The organism is Synechococcus sp. A18-25c (genome assembly GCF_014280035.1).
Lineage (GTDB): Bacteria > Cyanobacteriota > Cyanobacteriia > PCC-6307 > Cyanobiaceae > Synechococcus_C.
Genome location: NZ_CP047957.1, coordinates 309,346 through 326,741 on the forward strand (window position 1 = coordinate 309,346; position 17,396 = coordinate 326,741).

At 60.6% G+C, this 17,396-nt stretch carries 20 protein-coding genes; 10 read left to right on the forward strand and 10 right to left on the reverse strand.

Annotated features, from left to right (window positions below; all coding sequences use genetic code 11):
* Window positions 1-16: 16 nt before the first annotated feature.
* Entirely contained in the window at window positions 17-487 is a 471-nt protein-coding gene (locus SynA1825c_RS01460) for a pentapeptide repeat-containing protein (RefSeq protein ID WP_186469984.1), read from the forward strand.
* Between the two features lie 12 nt (window positions 488-499).
* Here the strand turns inward: SynA1825c_RS01460 and SynA1825c_RS01465 are convergent, their stop codons facing one another.
* Together SynA1825c_RS01465 and SynA1825c_RS01470 are read right to left on the reverse strand one after the other, a co-directional pair.
* Window positions 500-3,703 carry a DUF3769 domain-containing protein gene (locus SynA1825c_RS01465; protein WP_186469985.1) on the reverse strand — a complete coding sequence of 1,068 codons (3,204 nt, stop codon included), beginning with the start codon at window positions 3,701-3,703 and terminating at the stop codon, window positions 500-502.
* Window positions 3,704-3,832: 129 nt separating this feature from the next.
* Window positions 3,833-3,952, reverse strand: coding sequence for a photosystem II reaction center protein I (locus SynA1825c_RS01470; protein ID WP_006042333.1), 120 nt, complete (start codon window positions 3,950-3,952; stop codon window positions 3,833-3,835).
* A 60-nt stretch (window positions 3,953-4,012) separates the two neighbouring features.
* On the opposite strand from SynA1825c_RS01470, the gene SynA1825c_RS01475 reads away from it, so the two are divergent.
* Window positions 4,013-6,982 (forward strand): alpha-mannosidase, encoded by a 2,970-nt coding sequence (locus tag SynA1825c_RS01475; RefSeq protein ID WP_255478429.1) that lies wholly within the window; start codon window positions 4,013-4,015, stop codon window positions 6,980-6,982.
* Here the strand turns inward: SynA1825c_RS01475 and psbN are convergent.
* A complete protein-coding gene (psbN, locus tag SynA1825c_RS01480; RefSeq protein ID WP_011932239.1) occupies window positions 6,970-7,110 on the reverse strand; it encodes a photosystem II reaction center protein PsbN in 141 nt (46 codons plus the stop codon). The genes SynA1825c_RS01475 and psbN overlap by 13 nt on opposite strands.
* A gap of 86 nt (window positions 7,111-7,196) precedes the next feature.
* On the opposite strand from psbN, the gene psbH reads away from it, so the two are divergent.
* From psbH to SynA1825c_RS01500, 4 genes are read left to right on the forward strand one after another with little or no spacing between them, the layout of a single operon-like run.
* Entirely contained in the window at window positions 7,197-7,397 is a 201-nt protein-coding gene (gene psbH / locus SynA1825c_RS01485; RefSeq protein WP_006042330.1) for a photosystem II reaction center phosphoprotein PsbH, read from the forward strand.
* Between the two features lie 22 nt (window positions 7,398-7,419).
* Window positions 7,420-7,656, forward strand: coding sequence for a TatA/E family twin arginine-targeting protein translocase (locus SynA1825c_RS01490; protein WP_186469987.1), 237 nt, complete (start codon window positions 7,420-7,422; stop codon window positions 7,654-7,656).
* A 4-nt stretch (window positions 7,657-7,660) separates the two neighbouring features.
* Window positions 7,661-8,293, forward strand: a complete 633-nt coding sequence (gene pth / locus SynA1825c_RS01495; RefSeq protein ID WP_186469988.1) for an aminoacyl-tRNA hydrolase — start codon at window positions 7,661-7,663, stop codon at window positions 8,291-8,293.
* Window positions 8,293-8,550: a DUF3146 family protein gene (locus tag SynA1825c_RS01500; RefSeq protein ID WP_186469989.1), complete on the forward strand. Its 258-nt coding sequence runs from the start codon at window positions 8,293-8,295 to the stop codon at window positions 8,548-8,550. The genes pth and SynA1825c_RS01500 overlap by 1 nt, the downstream gene beginning before the upstream one ends.
* On the opposite strand, the gene SynA1825c_RS01505 is transcribed toward SynA1825c_RS01500, so the two are convergent.
* The 4 genes from SynA1825c_RS01505 to rph form a co-directional block, all read right to left on the reverse strand.
* The gene (locus SynA1825c_RS01505; protein ID WP_186469990.1) at window positions 8,534-8,965 is read right to left on the reverse strand and encodes a resolvase; all 432 of its coding nucleotides are present in this window, start codon (window positions 8,963-8,965) and stop codon (window positions 8,534-8,536) included. The genes SynA1825c_RS01500 and SynA1825c_RS01505 overlap by 17 nt on opposite strands.
* On the reverse strand, window positions 8,962-10,167 hold the full coding sequence (locus SynA1825c_RS01510) for a DUF3084 domain-containing protein (RefSeq protein WP_186469991.1): 1,206 nt from the start codon (window positions 10,165-10,167) through the stop codon (window positions 8,962-8,964). The genes SynA1825c_RS01505 and SynA1825c_RS01510 overlap by 4 nt, the downstream gene beginning before the upstream one ends.
* A gap of 58 nt (window positions 10,168-10,225) precedes the next feature.
* Window positions 10,226-10,960, reverse strand: a complete 735-nt coding sequence (ntcA, locus tag SynA1825c_RS01515) for a global nitrogen regulator NtcA (RefSeq protein WP_255477019.1) — start codon at window positions 10,958-10,960, stop codon at window positions 10,226-10,228.
* 78 nt (window positions 10,961-11,038) lie between these two features.
* Complete coding sequence (gene rph, locus SynA1825c_RS01520; protein WP_186469992.1) at window positions 11,039-11,761, reverse strand: ribonuclease PH; 723 nt, start codon at window positions 11,759-11,761, stop codon at window positions 11,039-11,041.
* A 135-nt stretch (window positions 11,762-11,896) separates the two neighbouring features.
* On the opposite strand from rph, the gene SynA1825c_RS01525 reads away from it, so the two are divergent.
* Both SynA1825c_RS01525 and dcd read left to right on the forward strand, forming a co-directional pair.
* Window positions 11,897-12,505: a cob(I)yrinic acid a,c-diamide adenosyltransferase gene (locus SynA1825c_RS01525; RefSeq protein WP_186469993.1), complete on the forward strand. Its 609-nt coding sequence runs from the start codon at window positions 11,897-11,899 to the stop codon at window positions 12,503-12,505.
* Window positions 12,505-13,098 (forward strand): dCTP deaminase, encoded by a 594-nt coding sequence (gene dcd, locus SynA1825c_RS01530; protein ID WP_186469994.1) that lies wholly within the window; start codon window positions 12,505-12,507, stop codon window positions 13,096-13,098. The genes SynA1825c_RS01525 and dcd overlap by 1 nt, the downstream gene beginning before the upstream one ends.
* A 20-nt stretch (window positions 13,099-13,118) precedes the next feature.
* On the opposite strand, the gene thyX is transcribed toward dcd, so the two are convergent.
* Both thyX and SynA1825c_RS01540 read right to left on the reverse strand, forming a co-directional pair.
* Window positions 13,119-13,844, reverse strand: a complete 726-nt coding sequence (thyX, locus tag SynA1825c_RS01535; RefSeq protein WP_186469995.1) for an FAD-dependent thymidylate synthase — start codon at window positions 13,842-13,844, stop codon at window positions 13,119-13,121.
* A gap of 69 nt (window positions 13,845-13,913) precedes the next feature.
* The gene (locus tag SynA1825c_RS01540) at window positions 13,914-14,459 is read right to left on the reverse strand and encodes a thioredoxin domain-containing protein (protein ID WP_186469996.1); all 546 of its coding nucleotides are present in this window, start codon (window positions 14,457-14,459) and stop codon (window positions 13,914-13,916) included.
* 121 nt (window positions 14,460-14,580) lie between these two features.
* Between SynA1825c_RS01540 and SynA1825c_RS01545 the strand changes: the two genes are divergently transcribed.
* On the forward strand, window positions 14,581-15,078 hold the full coding sequence (locus tag SynA1825c_RS01545; protein ID WP_186469997.1) for a hypothetical protein: 498 nt from the start codon (window positions 14,581-14,583) through the stop codon (window positions 15,076-15,078).
* Here SynA1825c_RS01545 and SynA1825c_RS01550 read toward each other — a convergent pair.
* On the reverse strand, window positions 15,052-17,106 hold the full coding sequence (locus tag SynA1825c_RS01550; RefSeq protein ID WP_370593765.1) for a transglycosylase SLT domain-containing protein: 2,055 nt from the start codon (window positions 17,104-17,106) through the stop codon (window positions 15,052-15,054). The two genes, SynA1825c_RS01545 and SynA1825c_RS01550, sit on opposite strands and share 27 nt — an antisense overlap.
* Before the next feature lie 49 nt (window positions 17,107-17,155).
* Between SynA1825c_RS01550 and SynA1825c_RS01555 the strand changes: the two genes are divergently transcribed.
* Complete coding sequence (locus SynA1825c_RS01555; RefSeq protein WP_186469999.1) at window positions 17,156-17,359, forward strand: hypothetical protein; 204 nt, start codon at window positions 17,156-17,158, stop codon at window positions 17,357-17,359.
* Window positions 17,360-17,396 lie beyond the last annotated feature (37 nt).

Consider the following 17,396-nt stretch of genomic DNA (forward strand, 5'->3'; position numbering starts at 1 on the left):
TAGAGGCTCCTTAGCCATGACTCAGTTCAGCTTTGTTTCTTTGGCCGCTGCTGTGCTGGTGAACGGTCTTTCTCCTGTTCAACTGCGTGCCGGAACGGTCGAGCCCCTGCTGGTTGAGCCCTATGGATCGCCTCAGGAGCGCTTGATTCAGTCCGGAGCTTGTGCGGGCTGTGATCTTCGTGGTGCTCCTCTGGGAGGCGCGCATCTCATTGGTGCTGATCTGCGCGACGCCGATCTCCGCGGAGCCGATCTGCGAGAAGCCAATCTTGAAGGCGCTGATCTCAGCGGAGCCCGCCTAAAGGGGGCTGATCTACAGGGCGCAAGCCTGAGCAATGCCGATCTGTCCGGAACAGATCTTCGACAGGCTGATCTAAGAGGGGCCGTGGTGATCAATGCCTATGCACCTGATGTGCGCACGGAGGGGATGCGTTTTGCAGGAGCTGACCTCACCGGCAGTCATCTGATTTATGGAGGTGGCACGGATTGATGCTCTCAGGCATCAGAACGGTCGTTCCTCGAGTTCATTAGGCAGATTTCTGGGTGTGTAAGGAATGAAGGGTCGCCCAGTTCCTGTGAAGTTGAAATCATTCAGGCGAAAGCGGAAGCCGCCGATGCCTTCGTAGGGATTGAAGTAGAACCCGAGGTCGTAGCTGCGCCGTTGCCAGCGCAGTTCAATGTTGGAGTTGATCACGTTGCCGTAGAACTCCGAGCCAGGGTCGATGTTGACTCCCACGCCTGCATTCAGCAGCAATGGACCGGCAATTTGTTGTGTAATGCCGATGCCGAGGGTGGCGAGATCCACCGGCTGATCGAACTTGAAGGGGCTTTCGCCCTGCTTGAGGGTGCCGCCCCCTGAAACGGAGAGCTGGGTGTAGTCGAAGAATGGCTTGCTGAAGGTGCCCAGAGTCAGGGTCGGTCCACCGGTCAGGCTGATGGTGCCCTGGCTTCTTCCGTCACCGAAGGCCGCCATGGTGGTGTTGATATTGGTGCGGAAGGTGAGGCCAGGAACGATCGCCACCGGTGAGTAGCGATAGGCTGCTTCCGGTGTGAGTGCGGCAGGCCGTCCCCGCCAGAGCGGGTAGCTGCTGTTCATCGATCCATAGAAATTGGCCCGCATGGTGTCGATGAGCGGATTGTCACTTTGGTTGGTGGCAGTGAAGCTTTCGGCCTGATAGTTGCCGACCCCGATACGCCAGATGTAGTCGTTGCTGAGCTTGCCCCAGTTCCAATTGCCTTTCTGCTCTCCGAACACACCAAGAGCGCTGTAAACGTCGGTTTCACCCAGCGAGCCGTTCCAGGTGCGATAGCGGTAGGCACTGAAGAGACGGGCTTCCACTGCTCCCAGAAGGGGAAGCTCCACAAACCGAGTCACATCGCCCCAGAACCGACTGCCATTCAAGAAATTGCTGGGATTGAGCGTGCTGATGTCGGCTTCTGCCGATGCCGACCAGCCCATGACCTCAGCACTCAGCTCAGCTTCCAGGCCAAACAGGTCACCGAGGCTGTTCGCCTGGGTCACTTTGCCGCTGTCGATGGATGTGCCTGGGGCCACGTAGCTGGAGTTGTTTCCTTCAATGGCTCGCTGCAGCATGAATTGCGGTTCCAGCTCCAGGGTGACATCGCTGGAGAGTTCGATTGGACGGAGTAGTCGTCCGATATAGAAGCCACTGCGGTCTTCGTCATCGATGCCAAACACCCAGCGGTTCTCCACCTCTTCTTCTTGCTGGATGCGTTGCGTCCTCGAGACGGGGATCGGCAATCGTTCCTCGACGATCAGTCGGTTGCGTGCGCTCTTAATCAGGATGTCGCCATTTTCCACTTCCGTGGCAACCACGTCTTCGGCATCGATGCGTGTCTGTGCTGGCGTGAAGGGATCATTGGTGAACCCCATCCGATCGCTCGTCCAACCCTCAGGGGTGAGTTGCACGCGGGCGGCCTGAATGCGCCAGCGACTGATTTCACCCGTGACCAACTTTGTGTCTCCACGCTTGTTCAGTTGGGTGGGCTTCACACCGCCGTAGCGATTGGCCGCTAGCACCTCGCTGTTGCGGAGGTCGTCGGAACCTCCTTGGCTTTGTTCAATCACGAACCGTTGTTGCAACTGAATGCTGGTGATGCGTTGATCAAGGGCTGCGATGGCTTCGCTGCGCAGGCGTTCCTGTTCACCGGGTGACAAACGCGATTCGCGGGTTTGGGCGAGCGGTTCCGAAGCATTGGCTGTGGTCGCCCTGTGTGATTCCCGCACCGGGTTGCCAAGGGTCACATCCTCGAGCTGTTCGCTGAGCGTCTGTGGTGCCAGCCTCGACTCCCGATCGGGATCAGGACAGCCCAGCGGAGGCGGCACCTCCGTGCCGACCGAAGCTGGTTGGTCCTGACCCCAGCGGTATCGCACACCCACGAGGTAGGCGTTGCTGCCTTCCTTCACGCCGTTGTAGGTGCCGAAAGCTCCGGAGCGATGGTGGATGCGTCCCACCACTGAAAGCTGCTGTGAAACGGTGGCTTCGAGTTCGAAGCCGAGATAGTTGAGCAGTTGTGAGAAATTCTCTCGGTAGGTTTTCTCGTAGTTGCTGACGGAGGTGTTGTAGCTGATGCCTTCGACGAATCCAAAGCTCAGCCAAGGCTGCAGCCACAGGCGGGCGCCGATGCCCAGGATTCCTTCTCCAAAGATCTGTCCTGGGGTGTCAGCGTTGGGGACGTCCTGGTTGAACGGTCCACCCTGTTGCGGGTAGGCCTGGTGCCCAAAGAAATCCGCTTCGAGTTCCAGCTGCAGCGGCCCTGCCCGCCAGATGCGTTTCTGCAGGCTGACGCCAAGCAAATACTCCGGTCGCATCCTGCCGTTGAACAGAAACGTGTCGCCGAAATTCGAGTCGATCATCTGCCCGCCCCAGGCGGTGATGGCCCACGGATGCGGATGCCAATCGGGAATCGATGGCAGCACAGCCGGGCAGGCCATGGAGTCGTTAGGCGCTGGAGTGACTTCAGGCTTGTCGGGTACTGCCCACTCCGTTGCCGGCATGGGTAGCTCGGCTTCCCAGAAGTTGGCACCGTCTCCCTGGGGACTGATGCGATTGGCCGTGCTGGATTCCAGCTCGATGTCGATCGATGTGGGGAAACCAAGCCCCGTGCTTTCGATGACCGGCAGCAGTGTGTTGGGATCCCGGCTGGGGTTCTGAGATTGACCCCCTCCCGGGCTCACGGAATCGCCCCGGTTGGTGTCACCCGGATTGTTGGGGAATGGGTTGAAATCAGCTGCCGCTGAGTCGAGGTCGAGAATGCCGTAGACGTCCTCCATGGCGCCGTTGCGGTGCACCAGGCTGAACCGCAACGTGCTCGCTTGGAAATATTGAACGCCTTTGCGATAGCGAACGCTGCCTCGGGCAAAAAGGCTGTTGAAGTCACTGTCGAACTCCAGCCGATCAGCCTGTAAAAGGCCGCCATTCAGCAGCAGACGCACATTGCCTTCAGCGATGAACAGCTGTCGCCTCACGTCGTAACTCTGACGATCGGACTTCAGCCGTAATTCGAGGGGCGGCTGAGGAATGGCATCTGGAGCGAGTTCAGCTTGTGGAACTGCTCTCGCTAAGGAAGCACTGTCTGCTGCGTTTCCAAGTCGAGTGACCTCACTCGAACGGCAGGGGGACCCCAGAACTGCAGCAACCGCCAGGAGGCCGGTGAGCGTGATCGAAGTCCGGGACGCTGACAAACCTGCTGCGCAGTGGCCGGTGATCCTCACATGGTCACCAGCAGCAATGGGCTGGAGATGACCAGTGCGCGTCGTGACCCTTCAACACTGAGTTGAACAGATCCGTCTTGGATCAGATCCGATCGTGAATCAATCTTCCAAATCTTTCCGACTGGGTGTTCGGCTGGGATCACTCGCCAGGAATCCGAACACGAAGATCCCGAGAAAGAAGAAGACGACCGAGTAAACGGAGATCTTGAGGGCGAGCATGGAGACCGACCGGCGTCTTTACAGCGCCATCATCTTATGGGTCAAGGTTGGGAAATCACGATGCAGGCCCCTCCGCAAGCCCGACGATTGGCGTGGATTGAAACGTTTCGACGTCGCAGCCGGGTGGATCTGCTGTCGTTTTGGCATCGCCATGGCGATCGGCAGCAACGGGCGGTTGTGCGGGAGCCATGGGGGCAAAGCAACCGTCCTGACTGGGCTGAGAGGGGTCTGTTGATCTGGCCCCGCGGAGGTGTCTGGCTGCAGATCGAGCAGAGGATCACCTGGCCTGAGCACTGGAGTGCTTGTCCTGATAGCTGTGAACGTCTCGAATTGAGCTGGTGGGCCGATCAGGTGCGTCTTTGGGTAGACGGCGATCTGGTTCATGAAGGAGATCTCTTCGATACCCGCTGTCGGTGGGCGTTGCCGGACCACTGGGGTGAGGGGCCGGGAGTGCATGTGTTGCTGGAGCTGCGCAGTCCTTGCCACGACGATGGTGCGCTGATCACCAGTGCGCTAACGCGTGAGCCGAGGCATCCCGATCGGGATCCCCAGGGATGCCTGCTTCCTGAGGCTTTCCGCTTGGCTGGCACGGATGTTGATGCCATGCCTGAGAGCTGGTTGGCGTGCCATCCAGAATCCGAGGAAGCCGTGGAGCTGGTGCGACAGCACCTCGCTCTCCAGCCCAAACCCGTTGGTGGTTTGCATTGGGTCGGACACGCCCATCTCGATCTGGCTTGGTTGTGGCCTGTGGCCGATACCTGGCAGGCGGCGGAACGGACCTTCCGTTCCGCCTTGCAACTGATGGGGCAAGCCCCTGAATTGCATTTCGCTCATTCCACCCCAGCCCTCTATAGCTGGATGGAGCTCCATCGTCCTGAGCTGTTCGCACGGATTCAGGAAGCCAGTCGTCAGGGACGTTGGGAACCCATCAATGGACCTTGGGTTGAAACCGACTGTGTGCTGGTCAGCGCAGCGTCGCTCTGGAGGCAGTTTTTGCTGGGCCAGCAGGCCAGTCGCCGACAGTTTCCGGAATGGCGCCATGACTTGGCTTGGCTCCCCGACAGCTTCGGTTTCGGGGCTGGATTGCCAGCGGTCGCTCAGGCCACGGGTGTGCGTTGGTTTTGCACTCACAAGCTGGCCTGGAATGCGGAGAATTCCTTCCCCCATCGTTTATTTCGCTGGCGCAGCCGGGGCGATGGTGAGGTGTTAGCGCTGATGCTTCCTGCGATCGGGACCAATGCCGACCCAGTGGCGATGCAGCAGGAACAGCGTTGCTTTAAGCGGGCCACCGGCGTGGATCAAGCGTTGTGGCTGCCTGGTGTTGGTGATCACGGTGGTGGGCCAACGCAGGAGATGCTCGATCAGTTGCAGCTCTGGAACCACCACCCCCAGTCGGTGTCGCGCAGTGGCGGAACGGTGCGTGGCTATCTGCAAGTGTTGGAGCCGTGGACCGCGTCGATGCCGATCTGGCGAGACGAGCTTTATCTGGAGTTGCATCGCGGGTGTGCCACCTCGCGTCCGGATCAAAAACGCCACAACCGCACTTTGGAAAGGCTGCTACGCGAAGCGGATCTCCTTGAGGCGCTTGGGGCTGAGGCGATTCCCGCCAGGGATTGGTCCACGCTTCTGTTTCAGCAGTTTCATGACATCCTTCCTGGCACCTCGATTCCTGAGGTTTTCGATCAGGCGGAGTCACAGTGGCGTCGTGCACGCCGTCAGACGGCAGCTGCACGGACGGAGGGTCTGCGCTGCTTGCTCGATGGCAGGGCTTCTGATGCGGCGCAAGCCCCCGCAGGTGTTGAACGTTGGGCCTGGTGTGGCCTGCAACCGCTGCGGCGTTGGTCCCCGCTTCTGAGGCTGCCGAGCGGCGATTGGCGTTGTCAGGGACGCGATCTGCCGGTGCAGCAGGCTTCCGGTGGCGGCATGTGGGTCCAGCTTCCAGAAGCCGCAGGCGTCGTTGCACTGCCGCTCGAGCGCAGGATGGCTGCGATCGCCAGCTGTCCTGCGCCGAACGCGATCCGCCATCCCGTCTGGGTGAAGACCCTTGCCGAGCAGCATTGGCGTCTAGGCAATGGCTGTCTTGCGCTTGAGGTGGATGAGCGCGGTCTGATTCGTTTGCAGGATGCCCAGGGCGTGGATCAGCTCTCTTCTCCTGTGCAGATCAAGCGCTATCAGGACCATGGCGAGTTCTGGGATGCCTGGGATCTGGCGGGCGACTATCAGCAGCATCCGCTGCCGCTACCCCAGCGATGGCAGGTGGAAGCGCAGGAACAGGGGCCCCTATTGGCGCGGATGGTTCTGCGTGGTTCCTTCGGTAACAGCACGCTTCGGATGGATTTGATCCTGCGCGCTGACACGCCGTGGCTTGAGCTGCAGCTCACGATCGATTGGCGTCAGACCCATGAACTACTCCGGATGATCTGCCCGCTGGCGGCCCCAATCGTGCGCTGGGCGGCTGATACCAGTGGAGGGGTGATCGAACGACCTGCCGTCGCCATAACGCCTGGTGAACAGGCGCGATGGGAGGTGCCGGTGATTTCCTGGATGGCCAGTGAGGCGCCAGCTCCAGGTGGCGGTCTGGGGTTGCTGCTTGATGGGCCCCAGGGTGCGGATGCCGGACCCCATCATCTTGGAGTGTCCTTGCTGCGTGGTCCGACTTGGCCGGATCCGTCGGCCGATCAGGGGCGACATCGGCAGCGATTGGCCCTGATGCCATCGCCGCAGGGTTGGACGCGGGAGGGTGTGCCCCAGGCCGCCATCGCTTTTCGTGAACCGGGCTGGCAAGGGCCAATGAACTTGGCGGAGTGTTGGCAGGGCTTCCCGGCATTGCCCCAATCGCTCACAACGGTCTCCATGCGCTCCGATCCTGAGCGGGCTGGGACAGTGCTGCTGCAGTTACATAACCCTGGGGCGTCCCGCGTGGTCTGGTCACTCCGCGACGTCGGCTGGGAACTTGAGGGAGGGGCCGATGCAGGCCTCGTACCACCAGGTGTCCTGCGTGAGTTCAGGCTGGTGCGTCAGTCTTCGTGATCATCAAAGGGATCGTCCAGTCGCTTGGAGGGCGGACCGAAGGCTGTGTAGACCCCAAAACCGGTGAGTCCAAGCAGGGCAGCCAGAACCGCAATCGCCACGGACAGGGCCGGGGAGGAGCTTTCCATCACATCTCTCGACAGGATTGGCCCTCTTCTGGGCCAGGGCCTCTACAGTATCCAGACTGAACTTCACCCGAGACCTCAGCGCCGCTATGGCTCAACGCACCCGTCTGGGCGATCTGCTCCGTCCCCTCAACTCCGAGTACGGCAAGGTTGTCCCCGGCTGGGGTACCACCCCAGTCATGGGCATCTTCATGGTGCTGTTCTTGGTCTTTCTTCTGGTGATCCTCCAGCTGTACAACCAGTCGCTGATCCTGGAAGGCATCAATGTGAACTGGAACGGTGCCGGCTGATCCGGCTGCATAGGTTCCTTTCATGAACATCTTTGGTATCGGCCTGCCTGAAATGGCGGTCATCGGCGCTGTTGCGCTGCTGGTGTTCGGACCCAAGCGTTTGCCGGAACTCGGCAAAACGCTTGGGAAAACATTGAAGGGTTTTCAAACGGCGTCCAAAGAGTTCGAGCGGGAGATCAGCAAGGCCATGGCTGAACCCGAGGAGCTTCCTGCTGCGAAGACGGAGCCTGAGTCTTCGTCCAAGGATCACGAGGACTGAACCCTTGACTCAAAGCGGAGAGCTCCGATTGGTGGTCGGGTTAGGCAATCCCGGCGAGAAGTACGCCTCCACACGCCACAACGTTGGGTTCATGGCTCTGGAGCAGTTGGCTTCTCGCGAGGGAGGCCGCTTCAAAGTGATGGGCAAACTGCAGGGGGAACTGGCGGATGTCGGTACCGGTGACGCCCGTCTCCGCTTGTTAATGCCGCAGACCTTCATGAATGAAAGCGGCCGCTCGATCCGTGCGGCTCTCGACTGGTTCGGTTTCGACATCCATCAGCTGATCGTCCTTGTGGATGACATGGATCTACCGCTGGGTCGGCTGCGGCTGCGTGCTGGCGGTGGAGCAGGAGGCCATAACGGCTTAAAAAGCACCATTCAGCATCTGGGAACGCAGCAATTCGCCCGGTTGCGCATCGGGATTGGAGCCCCTGGCCGCACCCCGGAGGAGCGTCGTGCCCGCACTGTGTCCCACGTACTCGGTCAGTTCAATCGGGACGAAGAGCCGCTTCTCAAGGATGTGCTGAACGAGGTTCTTCGAGGACTGGAACGCATCCAGCGCCAAGGTCTGGATCGTGCTGGAAATCACCTCAACGGGTTGAATCTGGCTCCGTTGACTGAAGATGAAGCGGTCTGATGGCGCGGTTGCCAGCTACCACAGCTCACTTGCGTGTGCTTCATCAGAGCTTTCGCGATCAATGCCTTCAGGGTGAAGTCCAGGCGGGTGGATTCATCTGGGAATTTCAGTGGTTCTTCGATCGCGGTGAACTTTGCGTTGAACCTTCACTGGGTAGAGCCCTCATTCAGGACGCGCTTCAGCGCTTTTTGGTGAAGTCGGATTATCGGTTGGAGGCCGGTGGGGATTACACCTTTACGGTCAGGGCCCGGTTTTGATGGAAGGTGGTTCCGGCCAATCCAGCGGAAACCCGAGGGTCTTTTCCAGCATCACCAGCGCTGCAAGCGCGTCCAGTTCACCCGGGGGCAGTCGCAGTCCGAGAGGCACCAGCCTGCGCCAACCTCGCGGTGGCCACAGCTGCCAATACCGGGTTCGTGCCGTCAGCGTCGTGCCCCGTTCATCCACCAAAGTCACTGGCAGAACGTTGGAGAGTTGCGCTGTCCAGTGAGCACTTGAGGTGCCGTTGCCCACGATCAATCGTTCCGGCGGTGTGGAGCGTTGCCAGCGTTCCAGGGTGTTCAGCACAGCATCGGCAGGCAGCACATGCCCTTCGATCACGCAGCGTTGATGGAGGGACGCGAGCACCAGCCCGCACTTGCTTCGACCAGGATCAAGGGCGGCAATCCAGCTCATGGGCTCGCAGCATTGGAATTGGATCCGGAGCTTCGCTTGATTCTGAGCTCGATCGCCACCGGATCGGCCGTTTCGCTGCGGCGTGCCGCTACCGCCTCGAGTTCAACGCGTCCCTCTCCCTGTTCGATCAGTTTCTTTGCGAGGCTGTTGAGGGAGTTGCCATCAAATTGAAGGCCCTGGCTGAGGGAGCCGCGGCGCTGAGCCTCTGCCAGCGTCGATGCCAGCAGCAGATTGAGGCGGTTGCGGATGGCTTGCGGATCGCGTTCGTTGCTGTTGATCGCTGTTGTGGCCAGCACTTCACCTTCGATCGTGACAGTGACATTGGGACGGACATCCGGGAAGGCATAGACCACGCGTTCACCGCGAAGCACATTGGCGGCGGAGCGCAGGAGAACCACCCAGGTGCCAGGCTTGCGAATGGCCTGTTCCAGCCGGTTGATGTCCTGTCGCGGCACCAAGAGAATCTGACGATCCGGGGCTTCCCCCGGCAACACCTGTTGATAGGCCAGTTGATTGGCTTCTCTGAGAATTTGGTCGATGACCTGGCGTGCCTGATCCGGTCGATCGAGTTTGAGGGTGACCGTGGCAAGGGGCTGGCCGCTGCTGATAGCCACGTTGCCCCGTCTTAGGGCCAGGAGATTTTCCTCAAGTTGCAGCAGTTCGTTTTCGCCATCGCGAATTTGTTGACGAACAGCCTGGAGCTCTGCATCCGTGCGACGGATTTCGGCATCACGATTGCTGACGTCTTGGCTGAGGCGCTGACGTTCCGCTTCTAGGCGAAGGGTCTGTTCCTGCAGTGGTTGCAGCGTGCTTCGTAATTCGCTGGCGCGGGCTTGCGCGTCAGCCAGAGTCTGTCGAGCTGCGATTTCATCGCTGCGAGCCTGCTCGAGCTGCTCGCGTGACTCCTGCTGCGCCTCTCGACTGGCCTTCAAGGCGGTGCGGCTGCTGCGTAGACGCGCCTGGAGTTCATCGAGTTCGAAGAGACCGACCCGCAGTTGGCGACTCACCAGCAGCATCAGCCCGAGCGACAGAACACTGATGAGGCTTCCCGTGAGCACAGTGATCACCACGGCGGTCTGTCGGGGGCGTAAGCCAAACAGACTCAATCGGGCTTTGCCCACCTTTGAGCCCAGGCGATCTCCAAGCGTTGAAAGCACCCCTCCCAGGATGAGGAGGCTCAACAGCAGCAGCCAGCCTGTCACGTGCTTTCAACCCTGCGGCAGGCCGCTGAAGTGGTGCCCATCTTCACCCGTCGAGCGCTCAGCTGAACCGCTTGGCCAGGGCGATGGGGTCAAGAACGGTGATCTTTTTGCGGTCGATCTCCACTAAGCCGGAGTTGCGCAGGTCTCCGAGCAGACGGGTGATTGTGACCCGCGTGGAGCCGATGGCTTCGGCAATGGCTTGGTGGGACAAACGCAGGTCGATCGTGATGCCCTGAGTGCTGGGAATGCCGAAATCGCGGCAAAGCACCAACAGAAAACTCACCAGCCGCGACGACATGTCGCGGTGTGTGAGCGTTTCGATCATGGTTTCGGTCTGGAGGATGCGGCTGGACAGACCCTGCAAAAGGAGAAGACCGACGCTGGTGTCGGCTTCGATTGCTTGCCTCACAGAGCTCGCCGGAGCTGTCACCATCTCCACCCGCGTAAAAGCAACGGAGTGATAGAAGCGATCGGAACGATGACCAGTGAGCAGTGAGAGCACCCCGAAGAGACTGTTTTCTCGCAGCAGCGCCACGGTGATTTCTTCGCCGGACTCATAGACCCTGGAAAGACGCACGGCGCCGCGGCGAATTAAGTAAACGCGTTCCGCCGGGTCGCCAGGGAAAAAGATCGTTTTGTTGCGCTCCACCAGTTCGGTACTGGCGCCCTCCAGATCACGAATCACCTCCAGCAGCGTGCGGCTGGAGGGCGTGGGAGCGTTAGTCAGGCTGGTTTCAGGCAACCGACCAACGTGTGGGACGGTCCGGCTGAATCCGCGTATCGCTTCTGCCATCTACAGCCATCTGATGGAGGGAAGTTACGGAGCGATGCGGGGTCACCCTGTAGCAATCAACACGTTTCAGGCTGCTGGTCAGTTCTGGAGTGCTTGCCCTTGGCATGCCATCAGCTGCTTGAGGCCAGGTTCGGCTAAGTCCAGCAGGCTGTTCAGCTGTTTGCGGCTGAAGGCTGCACCTTCAGCTGTGCCCTGCAGCTCCAGAAGATCTCCGGCGTCGTTCATCACGACATTCAGATCCACATCGGCACGGCTGTCTTCGCTGTAGTCGAGATCCAGTTGAGGGGCGCCATCGATCAGACCCACAGACACGGCGGCCACCTGTGCTTGCACGGGACTATCGCTGAGGAGGCCTTGCTCGACTAAGCGTTCGCAGCCTTTCTGCAAGGCCAGCCAGGAGCCGGTGATCGCCGCGGTTCGGGTGCCCGCATCAGCCTGAATCACGTCGCAGTCCACGAGCAGGGTGTTTTCCCCAAGCACGTCCATGTTGAGGCACGCCCGCAGGCTGCGACCGATCAAGCGCTGAATCTCCTGCGTGCGGCCGGAGAGTTTCATCAATTCGCGCCGCTGACGTTCTGGAGTGGATCCCGGCAGCAATCGATATTCAGCACTCAGCCACCCCAGACCTTGATCCCGACGCCAGCGGGGGACCCCCTCTTCGTGGCAAACGCTGCAGAGCACTGCGGTTCGGCCGGTGCGCACGATCACGGAGCTCAGGGCAAAGCCCATGGGGTCCCATTCCACGGAGAACGCCCTCAGGTCGGCGGGCGAGCGGCCATCGTTGCGAGCGGTTTCGCCCATCAGTTATTTGCGGATGTTGATGAGCCTGACATTCGGCATGAGACACCAGGGATGGTGTCGAAGATCTTGTGGATCGCGTTTTCACCGCTAGATTCGAAGTCCGCTGGCTGTTGTGGGCCAGCCAAGACGAACGCGATGACCGCAAGCCTGAGCTCCAGCCATCGATCCCGCGACACACGCGGTGCCGATCATGGGGTCGTGGAGCGCTCGCGTCTCCAGCCTTTACCAGCACTCGACCCCCGTCCGCCACTGCATCTGGTGGCTCCCGAAGGCCAGCTTCAGGTCCACACCGCGCCCTACCGCGGCAGTTTTGGCACTGTGCTGAGTCAGGCGTTGCGCAGTGCTGGTCTGGGAAGCCGCGTTGGCGTGGCGCAGTTTCTCAAGGGCGGTGTTGCCCAGGGCCCTGAGGCTGCGCTCACTTTGTGTGACCGCATGACCTGGATGCGACCAGCGGTGATGGAATGTTTGTCGCAGCCCGCCAGCGCATCCCTGCCCTCCACCATTGAGGCGGTCGAAGCGGTCTGGTTGGTGTGCCGTGCTCATCTCGCCTGCGGCGATCTTGATCAGCTGGTGCTTGATGAGCTGGGTTTGGCGATTGCGCTTGGATACCTCGATGAAGAGGATGTGCGTGCGAGTTTGGAAGCCCGTCCAGGATCCATGGATGTGATCATCACAGGGACTTCCATTCCTGAGTCTCTGATGGGGCTCGCGGATCAGGTCACCGAACTGCGCCGGGGTTTCTGATGCTTAAGAACGACCGCTGGATCACGGAACAGGCTGCCTCCGGCATGCTGGAACCTTTTCAGGGTGGCTTGGTTCGTCACCTCGATCCCGATCACCGACAGCATCCTGTTCTGAGTTTCGGATGTTCGTCATATGGCTACGACCTGCGGCTGTCGCCTCAGGAGTTTCTGATTTTCAAACACGTGCCCGGCACGGTGATGAATCCCAAGCGATTCAACCCCGCCAACCTCGAACCCACGGAACTGCACCGGGATGAGGACGGTGAGTATTTCATTCTTCCTGCCCATTCCTACGGGCTTGGTGTGGCGCTGGAAAAAATGAAAGTGCCGCCGAACATCACCGTGATTTGCCTTGGCAAAAGCACCTATGCGCGCTTGGGCATCATTGTGAACACCACGCCGGCGGAAGCAAGCTGGGAAGGTCATCTCACGCTGGAATTCAGCAACAGTTCCGGAGCTGACTGCCGGATCTATGCCAATGAAGGGATCTGCCAGCTGTTGTTTTTTGAGGGTGATCCCTGCGACACCACGTACAGCGATCGTCAGGGCAAATATCAACATCAGCCTGAGCGGGTGACCCTCGCCAAGGTCTGAATGTCTTCAGGTCTGAAATCTCAGGGCGCCAGCCTTGCCCTGTGAAGCCTGGTTTTTTCATACCAAGCGGCAAATTCTGGAGCCCACTGCTGCAGATGCGGCCACATCAGATCACAGAGTTCGCGGATCTCCTGCTGGGCGTCGAGTTTTGCTCTGAGATCCATGAAGTGGAGAAAGGCTCGAAGGCTGAAACTCACCACAAAGTGCTGCCGGTAGTCGAACGGCAAGATGCCGCGGGCGTGCTCTTCGGCAAATCCTGAACGCAGCAGGTCCCGGTAGCGCTCCGCGGCCTGCCGGCACAGTGTCAGGTCGTTGTCTCTGAGGGTGTCGCTGTAGGTGTACTTCTTCCCCTGGCGATCGCTGTAGTCCCCAACGGGGCGCAAGTAGAACACCTCCTCTAGGTCCAGCTCCCCGTCAGCGGCACGGCAGATGCGTTCGCCTGTGTACCGCATCGACTGCACATCGAAGCTCACTCCCACGCGGTGCGTGCGTGCCTGCTGCATCACGGAGTGAGGGAACCAACCCACATTCAGCACGATCTGGGCGTGTTCCAAAGGGCCATAGTGCCCACGCTCACCAGCCAGGAGACGTTTCACGCAGATTTCGCCAGCCCGGGTCTCGTCTGGCCATTCCTCCCGGTCACCGGCGACGAATCCTTCGCTGTAGTCCTGATGCATGCCTGCGTAGACACACTGCTGGGGGTTGGGTGTGGCGGAGATCAGGTCAACCCTGAAGCGGGAGTCCATGGCAGCGGTCAGGTCGAGGGAACGGGATGTCGGCTGATCATGGCCGCATCGAATGGCAACAGGCGGACTCTATGCATGGCTTCGTGGTCCGGTGGCATCAAACGCGGCGGCTTCCGGCACGGGACTGGTGCTCCCGATCCCTGCGATCACAGGCAAAGGGGCGTCGTCGAGCAGTGCGCTTGCGATGGCATTCAGCTCATCAGCCTTGCGGCCGCCGAGTGACCGTCCCCGCATGCTGCCATCGGCAGCAAACAGATTCAGCTGGGGAATCCCGGTGACGTCGTAGCGGTCGGTCAGATCCAGCCAGCGAGGGTTATCGATGTTGACCAACACCACATCCAGTGCTGAGCCGTGCTGCTGTTCCATCGCGAGCATGGCTGGTGCCATCTCGCGGCAAACCTCACACCAATCGGCGTAAAACTCCAGCACGGTGGGGCGACCATTGCTGAGCGCTACTTCTGGAGGCAGGGATCGACGCGCCAATTGATCCAACGGTGATTCCAGGCTTCCACCATTGCGAAGCAGGAAGAGACTCACGGCCAAGGCGATGGCTGCCACCAGCAACAGCCCCTTCTGCAGAGAGGAGAGTCCAGCGTTTGGAGAGCTGTCGGTCATGGTCGACTGACATCAGGATTCCCACTCTGACAGGACAAACCGCTTGCTGTTGCTAGCGTCTTAGCGCAGAAGACGAAGCCGAATTACGGCATAAGTCCGCCGCCAGTCCGCCATCAAGCTGATGTCCGTTCTGCGATTTTTGTTGCTGCCGTTACGGGCGCCCTTGCTGCTCGTGTTGTTCGGTGTGTCGCTGTTTCTCGGGCATCACTGGGCCATTCAGGAAACTTGGCTGGCGGAGGCGCACTCCATTTCGGTGAATGCGTTCTGGGCCATTGAGCTGATTCAGGCACTGGTGGTTGTGATCATCTGCACGATGCCCGATCTGCTGCTGCGCCAGCTCTCGCTGCTGATGGCCTCAAGTCGGGTGCTCAGCCTTGTGGTCACGCTGACCCTGGTGATCACGGTGGGGCTTTATGTGTTGAGCCTCAGCCTGTTGTCGGATGTGCTCATCCTGGCGTCTGCCACCTTGTTGGCCCGACTTGACCTGAGTCGCATCAAGGTGGTCCCTCCTCCGCAGCTGTTGGCCTTCTGGTTGGCAGTAGTTGTGGTCACGGGTATCTGGGTGGGTCATGGCCTACCCAATCCCGACACCTCACTCAGTGCAGCGATCGCCGCTTGACGTCAGCTGGTGATAGGCCCAGAGATTGCCAAGCACTTTCTTGGTGTACAAACGTGTCTCCGGGTAGGGGATGCGCTCGGTCCAAAGCTCAGGGTCTTCCTCCAGTTCTGGGCTTACCCATGACCCTGCAGCACCAGGGCCAGCGTTGTAGCTGGCGGCGACCAGCCAGGGATTGCCATCCCATTGCTGCAGTAGGAACGCCAGGTAGCGGGCGCCCAGCACAGCATTGAGATCCGGCTGGCGCAGTTGCTCGGTGCTGAGCTCCTTTCCTGCCATTTCAGCGGCCGTTGAGGGCATCAGCTGCAGCAGCCCCTGGGCGCCGACGGGGGAGGCCACGGTTGGCGAGAAGCGTGATTCCTGGCGAGCGATCGCCAGGAGTAGATCAAGGTTGACCTGCTCCTGTTGGGCTGCGTCCTGGAACTGCGTCAGCAGCGGTTTTGGATGTTGGCTGTTGTGCAGGAGGAAACGGGTTGGGCAGTCGGGATCCACCAGGCGCAAGCTGGATTTCCAAAGCCGACTAAGGCCGTTCCAATAGTCGTTCACGCTCATCAGCAGCCGACCTTCCACCAGGAGGTTCTGTGGGGATGGATCGCCCGCAGGGTCGCGGCTTTGCCAAGTTTCCAAGGCTTCGCGGTTCCAACCCAAGCGCCACAGCTGATCGACCAAGGGATCCCCGCTGTCTAGTGCCGTCCAGTGTTGGGTGCGATCCGCTGTCGTGCCATCCGCCTCCAGCCCGTTGGTGGCTTGCGTGCCAGATAGCTCCGGCAGGTCTGCACTCTCCAGCCGTGCACTGGCTCTCCAGGTGTAGTAACCGGGTGGTTGCGAGGTGACCAATGTTTGCCAGATCTGCTGGGCGTCGTCGTCATTGCCGCGTTTGAAGGCACTGAAGCCTCGCCAGAATTGCTGGCGGGCCCTCAGGGGGTCGGGCAATTGCTCCTCGGGGATGGCGCCGAGCCACGTGTCTGCTTCATCCCATCGGCCTGCGAGTAAGGCCTCACGCGCCAGATCCCAATGCAGTTGCCAGCCACTTGGATGGTCGGGCCAGCGTTGCAGCACCTCCAATCCACCTTCGCCGCCGGCCAGGCGGACCCGCGCTGCGGCCACATCCACGGAGGCCGTTTGCACGGACTTGGGCAGCGCATCCAGCAAAACGGGGTCGGGACGCAGCGGCTCGCTCAAGAGTGCGGCGGCAGCTAGGGCTTCCGGGCTGTTTGGATGGTCGTGAGCGAGTTCCAGCAGGATTCCCTCCCCGCGGCCTTGCTGTTGACGATTGCCCCGCAGCAGGCTGCGCCCAATCGTGAGGGCTTGCTCAGGAGCAAGGGGGGTGCCCTGCAGGCAGAGCTCCGCAGCATTGCTATCACCGAGTTCCGCCAGAGCGCCGGCCAGTTGAAGGCGCTCTTGTTGCGTCATACCTTGGCCGGTGATCGCCCCGCAGGCCTCACGCAGTAAGGATTGCGCCCCTGGCCATTGGGGACCCCAGCGGGCGAGGTGCAGGGCGCTTGTGAGAATGCGCTGCTGATCGGCATCCTTCGGCAATTCCGCTGCAGCGGCCAGGGCCGCGGCATGACGGGGTTGTTGGCGCAGCAGCTCACGGTGCAGTTCGGCATGGTCTTGGCCGAGGTGATATCTGGCATCAGCACTGGCTGCCGTGGCCGGAAAGCGTTGCAGCAGCGCCAGCCAGAGCTCCTGCTCCTGCACCTCCAACCCCAGCGCACGTGCCGTCAGCGCTTGCTGTTTCAGCGCGACAGCTGCGAGGGGATCAGGTCCCCATCCCTGGCCGCCCAGGAGACGCCATCGACGGTCGGGGGACGCGCTGCTGCGGCTGGCGAGCAGGAGGGCTGCTTCCCGTCGTTGCTGAGGGTCGCCAGACCAGCGGTAGTGCTGCCAGAGTTCAGCGCTGCTCAGCTGGGGTGTGATCTGAAACTCCTGGCGCAGCAGTTGTCGGCCCCCTGTGATTGCCAGCACGGCAGACAGGGAGGTGCCTCCGAGCAGCAGCAGGCCGCGAATGCGGGTGAGTCGAGCGCCCAAGCCAAGGCTCTGTACTGCTGGCATTCTGTGGCCAGCGAGGCTGATCTGGATGGTTGCGCAGCGACGGAGGCCTCGACCGGTCCAGCATCAGCAAGTGCGTTGTGTCGTGGTCTGTGGCCTGGCTCTGCTGCTTTGGGGCTTTCGGTGGCTCTGGCCCCTGCTCTGGCTGCCTGGCTGGTTGCTGTTGCTGGTCGTTGCCTGGGCCCTGCTCGAATTGACTGCTCTGATGCTGATTCCAAGGCGTTGGCGCTGATCACCATCGTGCAGCTGAGGGCCTGGCACCGATCGAA

Bases quoted from the DNA above. Each gene is read 5' to 3' on its own strand.
- SynA1825c_RS01490 (WP_186469987.1), top strand. From the start codon at position 7,420: ATGAACATCTTTGGTATCGGCCTGCCTGAAATGGCGGTCATCGGCGCT.
- SynA1825c_RS01470 (WP_006042333.1), bottom strand. From the start codon at position 3,952: ATGCTCGCCCTCAAGATCTCCGTTTACTCGGTCGTCTTCTTCTTTCTC.
- ntcA (WP_255477019.1), bottom strand. From the start codon at position 10,960: ATGGCAGAAGCGATACGCGGATTCAGCCGGACCGTCCCACACGTTGGT.
- SynA1825c_RS01500 (WP_186469989.1), top strand. From the start codon at position 8,293: ATGGCGCGGTTGCCAGCTACCACAGCTCACTTGCGTGTGCTTCATCAG.
- psbH (WP_006042330.1), top strand. From the start codon at position 7,197: ATGGCTCAACGCACCCGTCTGGGCGATCTGCTCCGTCCCCTCAACTCC.
- SynA1825c_RS01545 (WP_186469997.1), top strand. From the start codon at position 14,581: ATGTCCGTTCTGCGATTTTTGTTGCTGCCGTTACGGGCGCCCTTGCTG.
- SynA1825c_RS01505 (WP_186469990.1), bottom strand. From the start codon at position 8,965: ATGAGCTGGATTGCCGCCCTTGATCCTGGTCGAAGCAAGTGCGGGCTG.
- SynA1825c_RS01525 (WP_186469993.1), top strand. From the start codon at position 11,897: ATGACCGCAAGCCTGAGCTCCAGCCATCGATCCCGCGACACACGCGGT.
- SynA1825c_RS01475 (WP_255478429.1), top strand. From the start codon at position 4,013: ATGCAGGCCCCTCCGCAAGCCCGACGATTGGCGTGGATTGAAACGTTT.
- psbN (WP_011932239.1), bottom strand. From the start codon at position 7,110: ATGGAAAGCTCCTCCCCGGCCCTGTCCGTGGCGATTGCGGTTCTGGCT.
- SynA1825c_RS01555 (WP_186469999.1), top strand. From the start codon at position 17,156: ATGGTTGCGCAGCGACGGAGGCCTCGACCGGTCCAGCATCAGCAAGTG.
- rph (WP_186469992.1), bottom strand. From the start codon at position 11,761: ATGGGCGAAACCGCTCGCAACGATGGCCGCTCGCCCGCCGACCTGAGG.
- thyX (WP_186469995.1), bottom strand. From the start codon at position 13,844: ATGGACTCCCGCTTCAGGGTTGACCTGATCTCCGCCACACCCAACCCC.
- SynA1825c_RS01540 (WP_186469996.1), bottom strand. From the start codon at position 14,459: ATGACCGACAGCTCTCCAAACGCTGGACTCTCCTCTCTGCAGAAGGGG.
- SynA1825c_RS01460 (WP_186469984.1), top strand. From the start codon at position 17: ATGACTCAGTTCAGCTTTGTTTCTTTGGCCGCTGCTGTGCTGGTGAAC.
- dcd (WP_186469994.1), top strand. From the start codon at position 12,505: ATGCTTAAGAACGACCGCTGGATCACGGAACAGGCTGCCTCCGGCATG.